This is a genomic window from Bradyrhizobium sp. USDA 223, assembly GCF_044909005.1.
Taxonomy (GTDB): Bacteria; Pseudomonadota; Alphaproteobacteria; order Rhizobiales; family Xanthobacteraceae; genus Bradyrhizobium; species Bradyrhizobium yuanmingense.
This window is the reverse complement of sequence record NZ_JBIYDR010000001.1, coordinates 2,848,711-2,866,212: the sequence shown is the minus strand read 5'-3', so window position 1 is coordinate 2,866,212 and position 17,502 is coordinate 2,848,711. Positions and strand designations below refer to the sequence as shown.

Below are 17,502 nucleotides of genomic sequence, written 5' to 3'. Positions count from 1 at the left end.
TGCACAGTAGCCATCCGTATGGAATTGCTTGGGGTTTTTCCTGACTTCGGTAATTTCGAACAAGATTTGACCCGTCGGGCAAAACAATGGCATGATGCCATGGTGGCGCTCGTCCGTTGACGGGGTGATTCATCGGGTACGCCGGTGCGGCACCATCCCGGATTACGCCGGCGCTCCATCCGGGCTAGACTCGCTTCGCAACCTGCGACGAGCCGCTCATGAGCTTCCTCCTCAACATCGACGTTCCTGACGTAGCGAAAGCCACGACGTTCTACACCGAAGCCTTTGGCCTCTCGGTCGGCCGCCGCTTCGGCGCCGACTTCGTCGAGCTCAACGGCTGGCCCGCGCCGGTGTATCTCTTGACCAAGCAGACCGGCACCATCGGCGCCGGCGGCGACCGCCGCCGTTATGAGCGGCACTGGACGCCGATGCATATCGACGTCGTCGTCGACGATGTCGACGCCGCTGTCGCGCGTGCGCTCGCTGCCGGGGCGATCCTGGAAGTGCCGGCGAGTGATGCGCCCTATGGCCGGATCGCGATGCTGGCCGATCCGTTCGGGCACGGTTTTTGTCTATTGGCGTTCAGCGCGCAAGGCTATGACGCGTTGCTTGAAGATTCGTAGCCTGGATGGAGCGCAAGCGTAGTCCAGCGCCGAGCGTGCCGCACGACCCCGGATTGTGCTTTGCTCGATCCGGGCTACGCTCGCGCGCGGAAAGCTGCGCCAACATCGGAGCGATATGGCAAAGAAACTGAAGACTTACCAGACCTCGCTCGGCTTCTACGATCAGGCGATCGCCGCGCCCTCGATGAAGGCGGCGCTTGCTGCCTGGGGCGCCAGCTCCAATCTGTTCCATCAGGGCGTCGCCAGGGAGACCGACGATCCCGATGTCGTCGCCGCGACCATGGCGAAGCCGGGCGTGGTGCTGAGGCGGCCGGTCGGCTCGGACGGCCCGTTCACCGAGAGCGCGGAGCTGCCCACCGATCTCGGCGGGGGCGAGAGCAAGACTAAGAGCAAGACCAGGTCCAAGAGTAAGCCGACGTCAAAGAAGCGTCCCGCCAGGACAGCCCGGAATGCATCCCGCGAGATCGACGATGCGGCCGCGCGCAAGGCCGCAGCAGCTTTCGAGAAGGAGGAGCGACGCCGCGAGGCAGCGCGTGCCAAGGAGGAGGCCGCCCGCGCCAAAGAGCGTGCCCGCCGCGACAAGGCAGTTGCCGCGGCGGAAGCAGCGCTCGACAAGGCAACACGCGAGCACGAAGCGAAGGCGGGGGCGATCGAAGCCGAGCGGGCCGCGCTCGAGGCGCGCGCCGAAGCGGAGCAGGAGCGCTGGGACAAGCAGAGGCACAAGCTGGATCAGGCTCTGCGCCGCGCGCGCGAGTGAGGAGCCAGTGCCGACGTCCGGAAGTTCTGTTGCTCATCCAGACCACTCCTGCGTCATACTCGCCGTCATTGCGAGCCACCGGGTCCGCGCGGAGCGCGGCCCGATGACAGGCTCCGCGAAGCAATCCAGGCTCCCTCCGCGGAAGGACTCTGGATTGCTTCGTCGCAAGTGCTCCTCGCAATGACGGGGAGAGGTCGGAGCGCCAAAGCGCACAGCGCTTATGTCCGCACCTCGCGCGAAATTTGCTTGCCTCGCCTGGCATCCTTTTGCACTCTCCGCGCGAAGGAGACCAACGCATGACAAAGATGACCGCCGCCTGCGCGCTCGGAACTGCCCTGGTGCTGAGCGGCCTTGCAACCTCGGACGCCGAAGCCCGGACGCGGAGAGCCGTCGTCGTTCGCGCGCCGCAAGAGAGGCTCATCGTCACGGCGCCCGTGCTGAGGCCGACGCCGTGGGATTACAACATCGTGCCACGCTATCGCTATCGCCCCGAGCACGACCGGGTCGATCCCTATGGCCCGCCCCTGGTGCCGTCCTACGTGCGCTATGAGGGATGGCGCTGGCCGTATTGGTGGTGAAGTCCGACGGACGCGAAACTGATCGCGCGAGGGTAAGTGAGCCGGGCAGATGTGCGACGTGCATCTGCTTCGTCATAATCGCTAGGCTCTATCTGTAGAGAAGCGGGCTGCCCCGCCCGTGCTCCTACGGCCGCTCGGGTCCTTGCCTCAGATAACCAGGGGTTGTACGCTGCACTGCAGAAAATGCAGTGTAAATGGATCGGCTGGAATGAGTGTGGTTGAGAGCGTGGTGTCCGAACAGCTTTCGGAGCCGAAGATGCCGCCGGGCGTGCTGACCGAAGGTCCGCTGGTCGACGCCAAGTTTCGCGATTCCTACATCTCCTTCGCCATCATGGTCGGCGGCTCGATCGCCGCGCTGGTCTGGGCGTTCTGGCAGGGCATCGGCTGGGTGGAGGTTTCGGTCTTCGCCGGCACGTTCATCATGTCCACGATCGGCATCGGCTTCATGCATCGCTATTTCGTGCACCGCAGCTTTCGCTGCGGTCCGGTGATGCGGACGATCTTCGCCGCGCTCGCGACCATGGCGGTGCAGGGCTCGATCCTGAAATGGGTGAGCAACCACCGGCGGCACCATCTGCACTCCGACCGGCCCGGCGACGTGCACAGCCCTTACTATGACGGCTCCGGCAACGCCTACACCAGCTTCGCCAAGGGCATGACGCATGCGCAAGGCGGCTGGGTGTGGGACCGCGAGACCACCGATGCCAGCTACTACGCCAAGGACATCCTGGCCGACCCGATCGCGATGTTCTTCACCAGGACGCGCTGGTACTGGTACGCGCTCTCGGCGCTGATCATTCCCGGCGCCATCGGCTACGCGTTTGGCGGCGTACGCACGATGATCGGCTGCATCCTGTTCTCAGGCCTGTTCCGCAGCTACCTCATGACCATGGCGACCTCGCTGGTGAACTCGGTTTGCCACAGCGACGGCCGCTGGGGCTACCGCCGCTTCGAGACCCATGACGGCACCACCAACGAGCTGGTGACCACGCTGCTGACGTTCGGCGAGGGGCTGCACAACAACCATCACCGCTTTCCGCGGGATGCGTATCTCTCGCACGCCTGGTACGAGGTGGACATCAACGGGCTGATCATCCTGGGGCTGGGGAAGCTCGGGCTGGTGCACGATATTTTCGCGGCGGGCGATGCCGGCCGCCATCGTGCTGCGGATGCAGGGCGGGGCGAGCCTGCGCCCGCCGCCGTCGGGAATGCCTTCGACGCCGACGACCGTCGCTCCCCCGGAACGTAATCGTGCCCGCCATGGCCCGGCGCCGATGCGGCGGGGAGTGCACTTCGAACGGATACGCGGACAAATTGAAGTTTGTTGGCTCGTTATCTCTGCGTGCAGTGTTGGCGATTGGGCAAAAGTGGCAAAGTGGAGACTGTCAAGAATACATAGAGGTAGAACGGCACTTATCCCCGTAATAAACCCAATGCTGCTTGGGGTTCTAGGCGCGTATTGGGAGGACAGTCATGGCAAGTGTCGAACAATTGCACAGACGCGACGGAGTGAACTTGGTCCAACTCGAAGCGGACATCACTTCGATCCGGTCGGGAAGCTCCATTACTTCAGTTAATCTGCCTGATTACGTCGAGCACACCGCGGGGGTGTCCCGGGTCGGTGCGCTCAGTGCAGAAGCGGTCATTCGCGACTATGAGTCCGCTGCAAAAGAGATCGAGGCCATGGGCACCGAGTTGATCGACGCCGCGCAAAAATGCGAGGCGCTGACGGCCCAGGTTCATGATGCGATCGCCTTCATGCGAGAAACGGCGGCAGGCTATCGTGAAGAGGGACGCAAGATCTTCAAGCGTATCGAAGAATGCGCGCTGTTCACCGAAGACGTTCGCAAGACCTGCGAACAGGTCAAACGCAGAATGGCTGAAGTCTCGGTCGGCCCTTCCGATGAGGAGCTTGCGCCGCAAGAGCCCGAGCTGACGGGGATCGCGGCCAAGGTGACGATGAGCGAGATACGCTGAGGGGAGCGTAGGTGCGTAGGGCGGGTTAGCTGCGCGACTGCGCAAGGCGCAGCTCGCGCAGCGTAACCCACCACGTCTGTCTCCGCGGAAATCAAAGAGGCGGGTTACGCCAGCGGACTGCGCTTCGCGCCGCCGCAGGCTAACCCACCTTACGCACTTCAAATCCAATCGCGCCTTCGCGAAACGGGCTCACCAATCCGGATCGCCGTAATAATAAGGGTCGGCCATATAGCGCGGCGGCATCCAGGGGCCTCGCGGCGGTGGCCTCGGCCGTCGTGGCGCGGCGTCTGGTACGTGCGCCCGGGCACGCGCAGCCGTGTCGTTGCTCACCACGCTGCGCACGACGGGCTTGGCGGCTGCAGAGGCGGATGGCGCCGATGACGCGCTCAGTTGCGTTTGCAGCGCCTGGACCTGCGCGGCGAGGCGCGCATTGTCCGCCGCATCCTTCTCCTGCGCGGCCTTGAGCTGTTGAATAGTGTCGGCCTGGTCGCGCAGGGTCTGCTCGCTGCGGCTCTTCAGCTGCTCGAGCTTGCCGTTGATATTCGCAAGCTCGCTCGTGATGGCCTTGAGCGATTGCGCGAGCTCGGACGATGCCGGCTCGGCCGCCGTGGCGCCGGGCTTCGGGGCGCTTTCCGCGTCCTTAGGCCCCGGCGGTGCAGGCACCGGGCTCGGCTCATCCGCGGCCGCCAGCAGCACCGTCGCCGGCTGCTCCGGACTTTCCGCGGCGGTCGCTTGCGGGGGTGCGCTCGCGGGTGGAGCCCATCGCGCCATGATGGACTTGCCGATCGATGTCGCCTCGTCGCCATATTGCGATGCGACAGCGGCACCGAGCAGGCCGATCGCCATCACGAGAATAGCCAGAGCGCGCATCATCGCCCTGTCTCCCCTCAGGCCGTGATCGCGAGGCTTGGTGTTTAGAACCCTGGCATCCGGCGTCGGCGCCTTGTTTGCCGAGGTGGCGGCTGCCGTCGAGGCGGCGCTTGCGTGGAAGGTCCGCGGGGCTTCGCTGCTCCGTTCCATTCCAGAAACCAGCCGGTCCAGCCGCGCGAGGTCTTCCTCTGCGCTCTTGATCCGGTCGTAGGCCCGCGCCAGCCCACCGTCGGCGCGCGCCTCGTCCGGCTTGGCGGTTTCAGGCTTGGCCGCATCAGGCTTGTCGGTATCGGGTTTGGGGTCGTTCGTCTCAGGCACCGATGCGCTCTCCATCCGGTCGGGCGTCAATGGGAGGCAGTCCGATTTTTGGGAAGAATAGGTCTCGCTGCTATCAGACACAACGCGTGTGCAAAGGAAAAATTATGGCGGGCTCGGCACACCATGCGCGACACGGCGCTGTCGTGCGATCGCTTGGAATCTTCTGATGCTGAAGCAGCCGGGAGCAGCTTCCCAGTATTCCTACGACGTGCACCGATCCTGATCGAAAAACGTTCATCGCGTTGCGGCGGCGACAGGGACCAGTCGAGCAGCGCCGGTCTCACCATGAGCGTTCGCTGACGGGAACGGGCGCTAGTCCATTCCGTTTCCTTTGAGGGGATTGTTCGAGGAGGACAACATGAAAGCAATGATCATCGCGCTTTCGGCTGCCGTTGTCATGGCTACAGCCCCGGTCGTATTTGCTCAGGGTGTATCGAGCAAGACGCCAGGTCATGAGATGCAGCAAATGGGTTCCCAGAAGGGCGAGCCGGGCGCTTCCAGCTACGCTCCGGGACATAAGAAGAAGCAGCAGGCGAAGTCCTCGAAGAAAACCAGCCCCGGCGCGTCGAGCTACGCTCCAGGACGAACTACAGGACAAACCACAGGTCAAACCACGGGCGCGAGCGGCGGGTCGACCACCGGCACCAAGTCCGGGTACTGAACTCCCGGCGGTCCTCAGGCGCGTAGGGCGGGTTAGCTCCGCGACGGCGCAAAGCGCAGGTCGGGTAGCGCAACCCACCTCTTTGATCTCGGCGGCGGAGAGGTGGTGGGTTACGCCGGCGGACCGCGCTTCGCGCAACCGCCAGCTAACCCACCCTACATCCCGCGGCGCCGCAATGTGCACCCGTCGTCAGTGACGTATCGTGCGGATTTCGAGCGTGGTCTGGGTGAGCCTGGCCACGAACCCCTCAAGATGCATGACCCTTTCTCTGGTCAATTGTTCATGCAGCTCGGCGATCTTCTGGGATTCGGCGACAAACGAGTCGCACGCCTGTTTCGCGTACGCCATCTGAAGCTCAAAGGCCTCGACGGGTGAACGCGCCGTCGCGAGCTTTCCCAGGAAATTCCAGGCTTGCTCAAGCGAGGTCCTGATATAGTCGCTATAGGCGTCGGCAATCGCCTGCGTGGTGGCCTGGAAGGGTTCGACCGGTGCGACGGGCGGGCTTGCAGCTAGCTCCATCCCGGAAGCCTCGTCCGGCAAGGCCGCAGCCGAAGGTATCTCCGCACTGATCTGTCGGCCAGGCTCTTGCTCGGTCTCGTGCTCGGTCTCTTGCCTGGTCTCCGCCGGGGCATCCGGCAATTGATGCGCTGCACTTGCGCGTTGCTCGCCGGCCCCGGTCCGATGTCCGGCCTTCTTCTTGCCGCCGCGCCGTCCGGATTTTCCCTTTGGCTTGTTGTCCACCGCACTCAACATTGCAAATGGCTCCCGAATATCGATGAAGCCGCGAGCCTCCGTCGCGTTTGCGCTGAAATCGCGATTGTGGGCTGTCGCTTGCGTGGCGGCCATGTGGTGAGATTTTGCCGCTGCATCGTCGAGGCATACGGGCAAGACGTCGCCGATCCAGATAGCTGCAGGGTGGCCGCCTGTCCCGGGTATCGCTGCGGCGCGATGGCATCGGGTGCGGCAACTCGGTTAACACATTGGTCATTTCTTTGCGGGCATTTTCACGACCTCATCAGCGAGGAGGTACCATGTCCGACATCACCATTCCCGGCGGCAAGATCCGTTCCTTCGTCGAGCGGATCGAGAACCTCGACAGCGAAATGCAGGAGTTGAGCGAACAGAAGAAGGAAGTCTTCGCAGAAGCCAAGGGCGAGGGTTTTGACGTCAAGATCCTCAAGGAGATCATCAAGCTGCGCAAGGAAGACAAGAACGAGCGCGACGAGCGCGAAAGCCTGCTCGACCTCTACATGCGCGCAATGGAGACGGCCTCGCCGGAGCAGGCGAAGGCGGCGTGAAGGTGGGTTGACTGGTGAGAAGAGTTGGCCGCGATCGCTGAGATTGCGGCCGTCGCGCGGTGGCAATCACGCGGAGGTGGAGCGCAGCCGAACGCCCCGTCATTCCGGGGCGCGCGAAGCGCGAGCCCGGAATCCATTGTGCAACGCGTCGTGCCGCCCGATGGATTCCGGGCTCGCGCCCAAAGCGGGCGCGCCCCGGAATGACGGCGTCCGCCATCAATAGCGGCCGCCGCTGCCCTTTTGCTGCGTGATCCAGTCCGACAATGATTTCGGTTTCGATTTCACAGTCCGGCCCGGTGATGCCTTCGGATTGTCGCGGACACCTTTCGCCGGACGGGTACGCGGCGCTTCCGCCTGCCTGACGCCCTTCAAGGCAGCCGCCGATGCCTCAGCGGCTTCTTTCTCGAGGCGCAACTGTTTCAACCGCGCCATCTTGATGCGCTCTGCCTCGACTTCAGGCCGCTCGGCGAGCTGCGGCTTGTGCTGAGCAAGCTCGGCCGTAACGAGGACGCCGAGAATGGTCGTCTCGCCGAGCGCCTTGCAGGCCTCTAACCGATGCAGTCCCTCGACCAGAACGAGGCGGTCTCCGTCGCGCTGAACGGAAATCGGGGCCTGTTGTCCGATCTCCAGAATGCTTTCCGCGATCTCCGCGACGGTCTCAGGCTTGATGGCCCTCTTCTGCTTCGTGGGAACGAAGATCTTCTCGATCGGGAAGCTTTCCGGTTTGGGCATAAGTTGGCTCCACTTCAACCGGGCCTGTCGGAACCTATGCCGGTGGTGTCGGGAGTTTAGGAGGGAAAGGCTCGACAGCAAAGGAAATTTCTGGGGCAGGGTATTGATGAGCATCGGAGCCAGCAGACCGAACTGATTTGTGTTCTGTCACCGTAACTCCGCCCCGGCTACGCTCGCTACGACGATCCGATTTGAGAGCTGGAACCAAATGCCTGTTGGATGGACTGTGTTGTGGCAGTTCCGACAAGTATGGACTGGAGCTCCTTCACGTAAGAAGAGAAGCGCTCGATCATCTCGCGAGCATGCGGCCGCTCTTTCGGGTCAAGCACGCTGATATAGCCGTTCAATTCGTACTGCAGTCGTCCCCATCGCCCACACAACGCAAGGACGAGATCTCGCTCCTTGTGCACTAAGCGTATTGCAGCTCCCTCCGGTTCATGGGTAAGCCTGAGTAGTAAGGCAAGTACTTCCTCACCAATAAGGCCGGCCGGATTAGACAGAACACGACTTTGTTGACGTGCCAGCAACAGTAATTCTTCGAGAATGCGATCGTGTTCTAGCTTCTTCTGCTCGTGACGGGGCAACGTGGTGCGTAACTTCGCAAGTTTCGGCTTGAGGGCATTATCGAGCGAGGGCCATAGGTGTTCAAACGCTTTGATGTGACGGGCCTTTGCCAGCCGTGCAGTGAGCACGTCTAGTTTTGTTTTGGATTCCGTCATCCGCACGTCGAAGCGACGTTGAACGATACTAGGAAGGTCGATCCCGTCGAATCTATTCATCACACCCCCGAAGTCAGAACATGAACGTGATTGAAATGGACGGACTGCATTCGCCGCCTTTCTGAGTACCTAGTTAGCGTCAGAAAACCACAAGTTGCAACATGTGAATGAAAGAAGGGCGGCCTCTCGGCCGCCCCTCGCATGCCCGAGCACGCTTGCGGCGATGGGCATAAGACGTCCGCTAACGCGTCGGCAAATTACTGAAATCCCTCAACCCAATTTCTGCTCGACGTCCGACGAACCGATGTTTACGGGCAAAGTACGTCCCCTAGAGGTCAATGAGCGCCGCGAGCGCGTAACAGCAGGCAAAATCGCGTCTCCTCTGCCGTCGGCTCACTTGCCGAGGCGGTTGGCATGCTCCCGATCGCCCGACGGACGAGTTGCGCTCGCAGTTCGACCTGGTACGATTCCTGCGGGCAGGGGACGCTTGCATGACCGTCGACGGCATCGATCCGAGTAAGGAGGGCACCGACTGGACCGCGGATGAAGTCGCCGTGCTGGTCGGCAGCTATTTCCTGATGCTGGCGGAGGAGCGGGCCGGGCGGGAGTACAACAAGTCCGACTACCGCCGCGGCGTGATAGCCGCGATTGGGCGCAAGCCGGGATCGATCGAGCGGAAGCTCCAGAATGTCTCCGCCGTCCTCGACGAGATCGGGGTACCATGGATACAGGGTTACAAGCCGCTGCCGCACTATCAAGACGCCTTGGTCGCAGTGGTCGAGCAGCATCTGCTGCGCCATGCGGAGCTATTCACGATCGGCGCCGGCCCGCTGCGGGTACGGGATGAGAGCGACATCCTGGTGGCGCCGCCAGCATTCCTAAACAGCGAGCCGGAAGACCGTCCGGCGGCAATCAGGCGTCTAGTCGGCAAGTTCGACCCGGCAGCCAGGGATGCTCGCAATCGCGACCTGGGGCGCGCCGGCGAGGAGTTCGTGGTCGGCTTCGAGCGCCGTAGGCTGGAGAAAGCCGGCAGGGCCGACCTAGCCAAGGATGTCCGGTGGATCTCCGACCTCGACGGGGACGGCTACGGCTACGACATTCGGTCGTACGACGCCGATAGCGGAGAGCCTCGGCTGCTCGAGATCAAGACCACCTGCGGCAACGAACGGACGCCGTTCTGGATGACCAGGCGTGAGTGCGACGTCGCGGCGGAGCAGGGCGGCATCTACCGGGTCCGTAGGGTCTTCCACTTCCGCAATCAGGTGAAAATGTTCGACATCGCGCCGCCGTTGGAATCCGGGCTTCGGCTGGCGCCGGCGACGTTCATGGCGACGCCGAGGTAATTAACGACGCAATCGAATGCACTCATTCGAACCAAGGCTTGTACACCATGGCCTTTTCTGTGGTCCCGGCGAGCGCTTCACGACCTTCTATCACGATCGTATGATCATCCAGTGAAAGCAGGCTAACCGGCGCCCTATAAGCGCCTGGCGGCCAAGCCACCTCAAGCTGTCGCGCCATAGCATTGATTATCCAAGACACGTATGTCGGCCCATCGCCATCCGCCGTTTCGAAGCCGCGCGACACGATACCCATCACGAACCCTTGCTCGTCGATTGCTGCGCCCCCACTCATACCGCCGAGCGAGCCGCAGTTTAGTTCAATTACAGGGTACGGCATCAGTACGCGGTCCCTTCCGTTAGGATGGACGGCTGCAACAGTGCCAACGGACGTATACATATGCCCTGAGAACGTTGGGTTTGGGCCATGGCTGAGAGTTTCCGCTCGAAAGCCTGCGATATGGAGTTTCTCTCCATTTTTAGGCGCACGGGTGGTCAAGCTCATCCGATAGTATTTCCCGTCTTTTGGGAGGCTTGATGCCGGAGCTATCGACAGAATTGTCGTGTCGTCCACACCGTAGGAAAGTTTGGTGACTGTCCAGATCTCCACCGTCGTTCCCCTAATCCCGAGGCAGTACGGAACGACCTCTCCTTTCTGCAAGTCGTCGAGGATGTCGGAGAAAAGGTGGCTTGCCGTAATCGCGATACCCGGAGCAATCATAAAGGCCGAGCCCAAAACCGAGCTCGAACTGGCTGATTTTAGAACCACGCTGAAAATTGCGCCCTCGAAGGCCCCCCAGTTGTTAACTGACAGCGGACGAACATCTGCGTTGGACCCGCCGAAAACAATCGGATTGAAAGTTATGCTTGCTCCAACTGGGAGGTCGCCCAACGGGTCAGAGGTGACCAGGCCGATAGCCGATTGCCCGAGGTGGCTGCCGCCGCCTGACGGCTTTTCTGAAGATGACATGGTGGTGTCTCAGGTCGCGTTGCCATCTGGGCGCCGTTTAGTGCCGGTCTGCTCCGAGGCGGGCGCCCTCGGGCGAGCTCGAAGGACCTTGATCACCTTCATGTTGCGGACGTGAGGGTGGATAACCTTGGCGTTGAAGAGGTCGGTGAGCGAGAGATCCAGGTCGGTGAAGAGCAGGGTCCAGTCGGCGAGCGAGGGCGGGATCTGCTCCGCGGTCAGCTCCACGACGCGGCGGATACCGGTCTTCTCGACCAGCGCGAACGGCTTCACTGCGACCAGGCCGCTGGTCCCATCCATCATCCGCAGCTTGAAATCGAACGTGTGCTGCTGCCGGACCCCCTGATCGTTGACGAAGATCACGGGCGGCGGCTGCTCCTCGACTGCACGGACGTCGCGACGCATTTTCGCGACCAGTGCGAACTTCAGCTCGAGTTCGGCTTCGTACCAGACCTTGCGTCCGTCGAAGAAATCCCAGCCGTGGACCGAGATCGCCGAATGCAGCGAGATCGGGCGGCTGGACAGGCTGGGCAGCATCTCCGGCTGCGCGTCGTCTTCCGGCCGCGGGTCCCGCAGCGACGGATCGGGCATGAAATACGTTTCGTGGATCGTCGCGGTCGACATCGGTGGCTTGCCTCCGGGCAAAGCTCTGCCGTCGCCGGAAAACGGATTTCCGGTCGTGGGCGGTGGATTACGTGGATCTGTGGAGGAGGACGCCTCGGACCGGCCTTGCCAACCAGTCACCGAGATGATCTGGTGCGGGCGTTACTTGGTGGTGGCCGGTCCGAGTTTCCTCTTCCGAGGTTCTTCTCTGGTTTCCCCGATCGCCGCGGTCCTTGCAGGGGCCGCGGTTTTCGTTTGGGAGGTCGGTTTCTCCTTTTTCGCTGGTTTCACCGTGCACGATCGCTCGGGGCAAGAATCTTGTTTTTCGGCGCCTCTGCCGCTTGACGACCTATTCGGGCGGCAATCCCGAGAACCGGGCGGGAGCCGCGTTAATCACGTCCGAGGCCGCGGAATCAGCGTTTTCGAAAAACCCGGCTCTCTGGGCCCGACAATTTTCCAAGGACTCGTTCGCAATCGTCGACAGCCGAGCCCCGCCCGGCGCCCCCGAGTTTTCAACACGCCGTCCACAGCGATCACGCGGTTGCGTCTCTTTCCGCTTCCACTATGGCCCCCTGAGCCGGCTCCAGCGCACGTCTGGGTCGGCGTCGAGAATGATGTCCTGAACCCTATCGAAGTCATCGGGCCACCTCTGTCTCACCAGCTCGCAGGCGAACTGGGCCCGTTCGGCCCAGAGGTCGCTGTCGCGCATGCAATGGGCCGCGATCGCGTAAGTCCGCGGGTCGAGTGCGGTTAGCTCGATCGGGCGGGTGTCCCGGCTGAACGTCAGCGCCTTGGTCCCGGGCCCCCGAAGCATGCCCTTGAGCTCGTCGTGGGCGTCGCCGTCGAGCCGGCGGACGAAGTAGGTCGGCAGGAAGACCTCGGCCAGCAGCCGCCTCTCGAGCTTGGTCCGGATCAGGTAGCGGTCATCGTCGTATTTCCAGGTAGCGCCCTCGTCGTCGACGTCGCAGGCCTCCGCGATCTCGTCCAGATTGAGGATATCGAGGTCCTCGGTCCGCGCCACGAACTGCAGGTGCTTGTCCTTGACGAGCGCCGCCGGCGCTATGATCCCGGATCCGCTTTCGTAGGCGAGCAGGGCGGTGCCGCCGAACACCGAGATCCGGCTGGAGGCCCCCGTGTACCAGAGCCAATCAAGGGTCTCGGCTAGGCGCCCATGCAGCCGGGCCACGCCGTAGGCCTTCGCGAGCTTGCAGGACAGCAGGACGTCCTCGCGCAGCTCCCGCCGCACGCGCCGCGCCTTCAACACAGTGCTCTCGAATTGCTCGAAAATGGCTTCGGTCTCCGGGCTACGCCGTCCGAGGGATTTGACCTTCTGCTTGCCGTCCTGGCGCGTGTAGCGCGTCAGGTATTCGATGCCGTCCACGGTCCGCCAGGCCATGCCGCCGCCGTCGGAGGCGGCCAGCACCTGCAGCGAGTGGCCGAACTCGGGCCACAGCTGCTCGATCCGGGCGAATTGCTCCGCCTGGGCGCTATTCAGCTGAACGAGTTCGACGTCTTCTTCCGTTTCCATGGAATTCCAAATAAGCTATCAGGGGTTCCGTGTCAACGGGGTGCATGCGCACATGTGCACCTCCTGTTGCCGGGTCGGACGGGGCGTGCATCATGGTTAAGACAGGCGAATCAGGGGTTGCAGGTGGCGAAGGCGGGCAAGCCGAAGACGGTACGTAAGAGCAGGAGCGGACCGCGTGCGCCCGAAGGAAAGGCTCCTTTGCAGGTCCTGATCGACGAAGAAACGATCATCAAAACCAAGCTCAAGGTGATTCCCGACAAGACGAGCGTCTCGGCTGTGGTCGAGGAGCTGTTGCAGGGATGGCTGGACGGCACCTACAAGCTGAAAGATTAGCGTGACCGCGAGCCCCATCGTCGCCATGCAGCATTAGGCCGGTCTCGGCTTCCGCTTCTGAGCTTCCCTCCATGCTCGGTCGCGATTTCGTAGTTCCTTCTTCGACGTCTGCTTTCGCGTATCGCTTACCGTTTTTGTCGCGCCCTCGAGTAAATCCGAACTGCGAGGCGAGTCAGCACCACGACCTTGCGACCACGCCGTCAGATACCTGACCAGTCTGGGATATTCGCGCGCGCAATATTTAACCGCGCGCAAAATTTCGCGGCGATCGTGAGGCCGCTCCCGAACGAGATGCTGAAGCAGTATATCGGTAGCGCTCTCTCGGTACGAAAGGGCTGATGGATTGCCCCAGGCATACCGCAGAAATTCGGCTGCCACCCGGATATGCGACGTCATTTCCGCCGTCGCTCCACCGAGCATTTTGACGACCTGCCCAAAGAAATAACCCGGACATTTGCCCGCGTCCGCATCCATTAAGGCGGCACGTATGAGGACCTGCCCCGATACGCATACGTAGTTGTGCCCGGCGCCGATCAGATGCGCGGTCCACTGCGTATAGGTCTCGGCGTTGATCTTGTTGCGGTCCGCAGCAACCATGAACACCGGCTGCAGCCAAGTGTTGCGGTCGATCCCGCAGCAACCACTGAATCCCCTGGTCGGCATATCGTCCGTGACCAGCAGGAGCCCCTTTTGCAGGGCGACGACAGAGCTGTCGAAAACGCCACCCGGACCGTCCCGCAGGAAGTCCCTAAGAGACTGTGGCGCCTTTTCAGGCACGACCAACGGACATACCACCGCATGCGTCCTGGCCCATTCGATAGCCCGGTCGATGTCCGCAAGCGCCTGCTGGATGTGCTCAGGGGCGACCTCGGTGATGGCCATTTTGCCGTCGCGGTAGCTGGCGCCCTTATAGCCCCTTTCGGCGGAATGACTGATGCGCTCTCGCCGGGCCAGAAGCTGGTCCATGGTGCTCTGCGCGATGTGAACCAGGCCGCATACATCGACTACAGACCCAAGAGCACCGAGCCGCCAACACGTCCAGAACGCATGAAGGTCCAAGACGCAGCCTTGGCCGAGGTTTGCGACAATCGCGGCCACCGCCGCGTTCCGCTCTCGCTGCGTGCCGGAAGCCACCTTCAGGCGGAGCTCTTGAGCCGCCAGACCTTCTGCGACATCGATGGTGTCACAACCGGTCCTTTGGGCGAGGACCGCCAGTGGCCATGGTGCCTTTTTGTAGCTTTCCTGCTCCTGCTCGATCCAGTCGTGCTTTGCCTTGAGCTCCTCAAGCAACGGCGCCAGGCCCTCAGGTGTCGAAACATCGACCGGTATGGACCGAATGGCGGCGACCGTTGGAAATCGCGCTTCGTGGTGGTTGAGGACGAAATGGTGCTTGGCCACATACTTGTGCCGGACAAGCCGAATCGTTCCGACTTTACCGTTCACCGGGTTGGTGAACTGCGCCCCGACGATCAGGCCAGTGATCGCCTGGACCAACGGGTGATCTGGCTCCCACGAATCCTCGTCGAGCCGACGCAGCGCGCCGTCTGGTTCGACGACGATGAACTGCTTCTCGCCGCTTTCGTACTCGATGTCGACGCCGGTGTTCTCGCCGACGACATCGACGTCCCAAGCGCCTTTGACCTCCCCAAGCTTTGTTCCTTCCTGCAGGACCAGCCCGTGGAAGCAAAGCCATGCTTGAGAGACCTCCCTGTTCTCTAGAAACAGCTTGTAGGCATAGGCGACCGCCCGCTCCGTGTGGCCGAAATGACCCAATAGGCTCGCGATCCGGAATTTGTCGCTCAGTCGGCTGATCGCGAGCCGCTCGATCGGCCGCTCAAGCTCCTGCAGCACCTCGTCGACGTTGTCGGATCGCAGCGAGATTTCGATCTTCAGGAGCCGCGCTTCGGCACTATCAGGCTGGGCGCGTAGCAGCGTTTCGACCGCTCGGCGCGACTCCGGCAAGTCGCCGATGTTCCAGGAATGGGTGGCCAGCAGCCAAAGGATCTCGGGGTCGTTCCGCACATCGGATGAGGCGCTCGCAAGACAATCGCGAAACGCCTCATCCCGGCGGGCTTCGACTAGACAGCTAAGGTACAGGCGGGTCGCCGGATTCAGAACCTGCAAATCAGCGACTGGCTCGATGAGCTTGGCCGCTTCGGCCGGCAGGCCCTGATTCCGCATTTCGTCAGCGACCAGGTAGCGCGACACGTTGTTGGCCAAGGTGAAGTCGCCGGAGGCAAGCTCAATCAGCCGTGCATGCCTTTCCTTCTCATCGGTGCCGGTCTGGGCGTCTCGCCGGAGCTGAAGGAGATCCGCCAGCAGTTTTCCGTTGGGCAAGCTGGCGAGCCCTGCGATGGCAGAATCTACGCGTGCGTAATCCCTAACCCGAAGGCCCAAGTCTCCGAGGATGCGCCATTTCAATTCGGCCAGATGATGATCCTCGCCGGCGGCATCGATATCCTCGACTAGCTTGATCGCCTCCCTGGTGTCTCGGCGGGCCACCATCTCTGCTGCAAGCAAGCGACTTTCACGATCCTGAACATTCCGGAGGGTGACCTCGGCGGCGTCGAACCGGTTTTGCGCGGCTTGAGCCAGAGCCAAGAGCCGCCTCAGATGCGGCTGGTCCGGGAGCGCCGGCAGCGCACGGGCGAGGAGAGCTTCGCAATCGGCCTGACGGCCCGTCAAACGAAGCAAGACTGCGGCGTTGTTAACGTACGCCATCAGGTCATATTGATCAGCGTAAGCACTGGCTAGACAGGCGTCTGCCATAGCCAGGGTTTCGTCCGCGGCACGCTCAAGATCCGTGCGACTGACGATCCCCGGCTTCCCGACAAAGACGTCGGGTCCCAGCGCCAGTTCAAGAACGGCGATAGCATCGAGCCGCCTGAACTCGGGCAGATCGAGATGGTTGCGCGCCAACTCCCTCGTCCTCTCGGCCCAGTCCGGCGCGTTCCGCTTCCGCAGAAACTCCGCGAGCCCCAAATCCGCGTGAACGGAGCCGACAAGGTCGACAGGGATCAACGTCTCCGGATCTCCCTGCCATGACGAGCGCGCGGCCGCCTGGAGCAGGTAAGATACGGCTTGATCGGACCGGGGCGTCGAATCCAACGCGACCTTGGCCAACTCCATTGCTTCTTCGTGCCGGCCCATGATCGTTCTGGCCAAGGCGAGGTTAGCGATGGCGTTGCAATCGTTAGGGCGGATCGAATACGCCCTCTCAAAGTGGGCAGCCGCCTCGTCGTGCCTTCCGAGGTTGATTGCCACGGACCCAAGATTGGTTTCGATCCTGAAATCAGCCCACGGCTTGCCCGACAGGTCCTCCTTCGACTTCAGCTCCAGCAGACCTTCCTTCGCATGCACGAACGCGTTCTTGGTGCGGAACAAGTCCCGCCAAAGATCGATTTTGGCATGGAGCGCGGGGTCCTCTGAGCTGTCGGTTGGCGCTTTCACGTCTGCCGGGACAAGGGCTTGGGCGGCAGGGAGGACGCGCGCCACGGCCTCGGCGATTGCCAAGACAGACGCAGAATCAAGCTTCATCGACTGAGCCGCGGTCGATGCAATGGCGGCAGGGAAAAAGTACGGGAGTGCCGCCTGATGCTGGCAGATCTTGAGCTCTAGGTCGGACCAAGAGTAGAGGATGACCTTTAGGTCATGCCCCTCGGCGCGAAGCTCGGCTTCGACTTCAAGAGCTGCGTCCGTAGCTCTGGCGTCACTGGGGCAGGTCGTGGCGAAGATAATTTCCTTGAGCCCTGCCTTGATCGACAGCGCGTCCCTGCAGTCCTTCAGTATCGCGGCCTTTTTCAGCGGCTTGTCGTATCGACGACACTGGATGCCAACGAAATGATCGTGAACCCCATCGCGCCGACCAAGAACATCGATCCCGAGCTGCTTTTGACCATTGCGACCGTATTCCTGCGCGTGCGGATCGTTCAGCTCGGCTTGAAATAGGGCCACGCAGCCGCGCTGGAAGTCTTGCCAGTCTTTCGGCTTTGGAATCTCTTGCCCAGCCGTGACGCTGAACGACGGCAACGGCGGGTGGACAGGAAGCCCTGTCAGCTGGGGCGGGTCTTGACGCTCAGACATACGCAAACGGGTTTCACAGTTCACATCGAACCAAGACGCCCAAGAAGCGAGATCTCTGCGTCTCAGAGAGATGATTCATGATTCGTTCGGTTAACCAGTTCGCGGCGAAGCCGAA

Annotated in this window: 17 protein-coding genes; 9 read left to right on the top strand and 8 right to left on the bottom strand. The window is 62.1% G+C overall.

Going from position 1 to position 17,502, the window contains the following annotated elements; genetic code table 11:
• Positions 1-218 precede the first annotated feature (218 nt).
• The 5 genes from ABIA40_RS13155 to ABIA40_RS13135 all read left to right on the top strand — a co-directional run bounded on the left by ABIA40_RS13155 (position 219) and on the right by ABIA40_RS13135 (position 3,935).
• Positions 219-623, top strand: coding sequence for a VOC family protein (locus ABIA40_RS13155; protein WP_275499225.1), 405 nt, complete (start codon positions 219-221; stop codon positions 621-623).
• A gap of 115 nt (positions 624-738) precedes the next feature.
• Positions 739-1,380, top strand: a complete 642-nt coding sequence (locus ABIA40_RS13150) for a cell envelope biogenesis protein TolA (protein WP_404541415.1) — start codon at positions 739-741, stop codon at positions 1,378-1,380.
• 296 nt (positions 1,381-1,676) lie between these two features.
• Positions 1,677-1,958 carry a hypothetical protein gene (locus tag ABIA40_RS13145; RefSeq protein ID WP_036000177.1) on the top strand — a complete coding sequence of 94 codons (282 nt, stop codon included), beginning with the start codon at positions 1,677-1,679 and terminating at the stop codon, positions 1,956-1,958.
• 208 nt (positions 1,959-2,166) lie between these two features.
• Complete coding sequence (locus ABIA40_RS13140) at positions 2,167-3,207, top strand: acyl-CoA desaturase (RefSeq protein WP_404541414.1); 1,041 nt, start codon at positions 2,167-2,169, stop codon at positions 3,205-3,207.
• A gap of 224 nt (positions 3,208-3,431) precedes the next feature.
• Positions 3,432-3,935, top strand: a complete 504-nt coding sequence (locus ABIA40_RS13135; protein ID WP_036033716.1) for a hypothetical protein — start codon at positions 3,432-3,434, stop codon at positions 3,933-3,935.
• A gap of 189 nt (positions 3,936-4,124) precedes the next feature.
• Here ABIA40_RS13135 and ABIA40_RS13130 read toward each other — a convergent pair whose 3' ends face one another.
• Positions 4,125-5,138: a hypothetical protein gene (locus ABIA40_RS13130; protein WP_271547266.1), complete on the bottom strand. Its 1,014-nt coding sequence runs from the start codon at positions 5,136-5,138 to the stop codon at positions 4,125-4,127.
• Between the two features lie 343 nt (positions 5,139-5,481).
• Here ABIA40_RS13130 and ABIA40_RS13125 point away from each other — a divergent pair, with 343 nt between their 5' ends.
• Positions 5,482-5,784, top strand: a complete 303-nt coding sequence (locus tag ABIA40_RS13125; RefSeq protein WP_404541412.1) for a hypothetical protein — start codon at positions 5,482-5,484, stop codon at positions 5,782-5,784.
• Between the two features lie 189 nt (positions 5,785-5,973).
• On the opposite strand, the gene ABIA40_RS13120 is transcribed toward ABIA40_RS13125, so the two are convergent.
• Positions 5,974-6,630, bottom strand: a complete 657-nt coding sequence (locus tag ABIA40_RS13120) for a phasin family protein (RefSeq protein ID WP_271546786.1) — start codon at positions 6,628-6,630, stop codon at positions 5,974-5,976.
• 185 nt (positions 6,631-6,815) lie between these two features.
• On the opposite strand from ABIA40_RS13120, the gene ABIA40_RS13115 reads away from it, so the two are divergent.
• Positions 6,816-7,082, top strand: coding sequence for a DUF2312 domain-containing protein (locus ABIA40_RS13115; protein ID WP_025575662.1), 267 nt, complete (start codon positions 6,816-6,818; stop codon positions 7,080-7,082).
• A gap of 216 nt (positions 7,083-7,298) precedes the next feature.
• Here the strand turns inward: ABIA40_RS13115 and ABIA40_RS13110 are convergent, their stop codons facing one another.
• Both ABIA40_RS13110 and ABIA40_RS13105 read right to left on the bottom strand, forming a co-directional pair.
• The gene (locus ABIA40_RS13110; RefSeq protein WP_404546227.1) at positions 7,299-7,814 is read right to left on the bottom strand and encodes a ParB N-terminal domain-containing protein; all 516 of its coding nucleotides are present in this window, start codon (positions 7,812-7,814) and stop codon (positions 7,299-7,301) included.
• A 176-nt stretch (positions 7,815-7,990) separates the two neighbouring features.
• Entirely contained in the window at positions 7,991-8,593 is a 603-nt protein-coding gene (locus ABIA40_RS13105; RefSeq protein ID WP_404541409.1) for a hypothetical protein, read from the bottom strand.
• Between the two features lie 431 nt (positions 8,594-9,024).
• On the opposite strand from ABIA40_RS13105, the gene ABIA40_RS13100 reads away from it, so the two are divergent.
• Complete coding sequence (locus tag ABIA40_RS13100; RefSeq protein WP_404541407.1) at positions 9,025-9,876, top strand: DUF3883 domain-containing protein; 852 nt, start codon at positions 9,025-9,027, stop codon at positions 9,874-9,876.
• Between the two features lie 22 nt (positions 9,877-9,898).
• Here the strand turns inward: ABIA40_RS13100 and ABIA40_RS13095 are convergent, their stop codons facing one another.
• From ABIA40_RS13095 to ABIA40_RS13085, 3 genes are all read right to left on the bottom strand, one after another.
• Positions 9,899-10,843 carry a trypsin-like peptidase domain-containing protein gene (locus tag ABIA40_RS13095; protein WP_404541405.1) on the bottom strand — a complete coding sequence of 315 codons (945 nt, stop codon included), beginning with the start codon at positions 10,841-10,843 and terminating at the stop codon, positions 9,899-9,901.
• A gap of 9 nt (positions 10,844-10,852) precedes the next feature.
• Positions 10,853-11,464: a hypothetical protein gene (locus ABIA40_RS13090; RefSeq protein WP_404541403.1), complete on the bottom strand. Its 612-nt coding sequence runs from the start codon at positions 11,462-11,464 to the stop codon at positions 10,853-10,855.
• A gap of 541 nt (positions 11,465-12,005) precedes the next feature.
• A complete protein-coding gene (locus tag ABIA40_RS13085) occupies positions 12,006-12,971 on the bottom strand; it encodes a hypothetical protein (protein WP_404541401.1) in 966 nt (321 codons plus the stop codon).
• Positions 12,972-13,094: 123 nt separating this feature from the next.
• On the opposite strand from ABIA40_RS13085, the gene ABIA40_RS13080 reads away from it, so the two are divergent.
• On the top strand, positions 13,095-13,304 hold the full coding sequence (locus ABIA40_RS13080) for a hypothetical protein (protein ID WP_404541399.1): 210 nt from the start codon (positions 13,095-13,097) through the stop codon (positions 13,302-13,304).
• Between the two features lie 33 nt (positions 13,305-13,337).
• Here ABIA40_RS13080 and ABIA40_RS13075 read toward each other — a convergent pair whose 3' ends face one another.
• A complete protein-coding gene (locus ABIA40_RS13075) occupies positions 13,338-17,387 on the bottom strand; it encodes a tetratricopeptide repeat protein (protein WP_404541397.1) in 4,050 nt (1,349 codons plus the stop codon).
• Between the last annotated feature and the right edge of the window lie 115 nt (positions 17,388-17,502).

What these genes read in the sequence shown, in the direction of transcription:
- ABIA40_RS13120 (WP_271546786.1), bottom strand. Translation starts at nt 6,630, where the DNA reads ATGGCCGCCACGCAAGCGACAGCCCACAATCGCGATTTCAGCGCAAAC.
- ABIA40_RS13115 (WP_025575662.1), top strand. Translation starts at nt 6,816, where the DNA reads ATGTCCGACATCACCATTCCCGGCGGCAAGATCCGTTCCTTCGTCGAG.
- ABIA40_RS13145 (WP_036000177.1), top strand. Translation starts at nt 1,677, where the DNA reads ATGACAAAGATGACCGCCGCCTGCGCGCTCGGAACTGCCCTGGTGCTG.
- ABIA40_RS13090 (WP_404541403.1), bottom strand. Translation starts at nt 11,464, where the DNA reads ATGTCGACCGCGACGATCCACGAAACGTATTTCATGCCCGATCCGTCG.
- ABIA40_RS13140 (WP_404541414.1), top strand. Translation starts at nt 2,167, where the DNA reads ATGAGTGTGGTTGAGAGCGTGGTGTCCGAACAGCTTTCGGAGCCGAAG.
- ABIA40_RS13135 (WP_036033716.1), top strand. Translation starts at nt 3,432, where the DNA reads ATGGCAAGTGTCGAACAATTGCACAGACGCGACGGAGTGAACTTGGTC.
- ABIA40_RS13125 (WP_404541412.1), top strand. Translation starts at nt 5,482, where the DNA reads ATGAAAGCAATGATCATCGCGCTTTCGGCTGCCGTTGTCATGGCTACA.
- ABIA40_RS13130 (WP_271547266.1), bottom strand. Translation starts at nt 5,138, where the DNA reads ATGGAGAGCGCATCGGTGCCTGAGACGAACGACCCCAAACCCGATACC.
- ABIA40_RS13095 (WP_404541405.1), bottom strand. Translation starts at nt 10,843, where the DNA reads ATGTCATCTTCAGAAAAGCCGTCAGGCGGCGGCAGCCACCTCGGGCAA.
- ABIA40_RS13110 (WP_404546227.1), bottom strand. Translation starts at nt 7,814, where the DNA reads ATGCCCAAACCGGAAAGCTTCCCGATCGAGAAGATCTTCGTTCCCACG.
- ABIA40_RS13150 (WP_404541415.1), top strand. Translation starts at nt 739, where the DNA reads ATGGCAAAGAAACTGAAGACTTACCAGACCTCGCTCGGCTTCTACGAT.
- ABIA40_RS13105 (WP_404541409.1), bottom strand. Translation starts at nt 8,593, where the DNA reads ATGAATAGATTCGACGGGATCGACCTTCCTAGTATCGTTCAACGTCGC.
- ABIA40_RS13085 (WP_404541401.1), bottom strand. Translation starts at nt 12,971, where the DNA reads ATGGAAACGGAAGAAGACGTCGAACTCGTTCAGCTGAATAGCGCCCAG.
- ABIA40_RS13075 (WP_404541397.1), bottom strand. Translation starts at nt 17,387, where the DNA reads ATGTCTGAGCGTCAAGACCCGCCCCAGCTGACAGGGCTTCCTGTCCAC.
- ABIA40_RS13155 (WP_275499225.1), top strand. Translation starts at nt 219, where the DNA reads ATGAGCTTCCTCCTCAACATCGACGTTCCTGACGTAGCGAAAGCCACG.
- ABIA40_RS13100 (WP_404541407.1), top strand. Translation starts at nt 9,025, where the DNA reads ATGACCGTCGACGGCATCGATCCGAGTAAGGAGGGCACCGACTGGACC.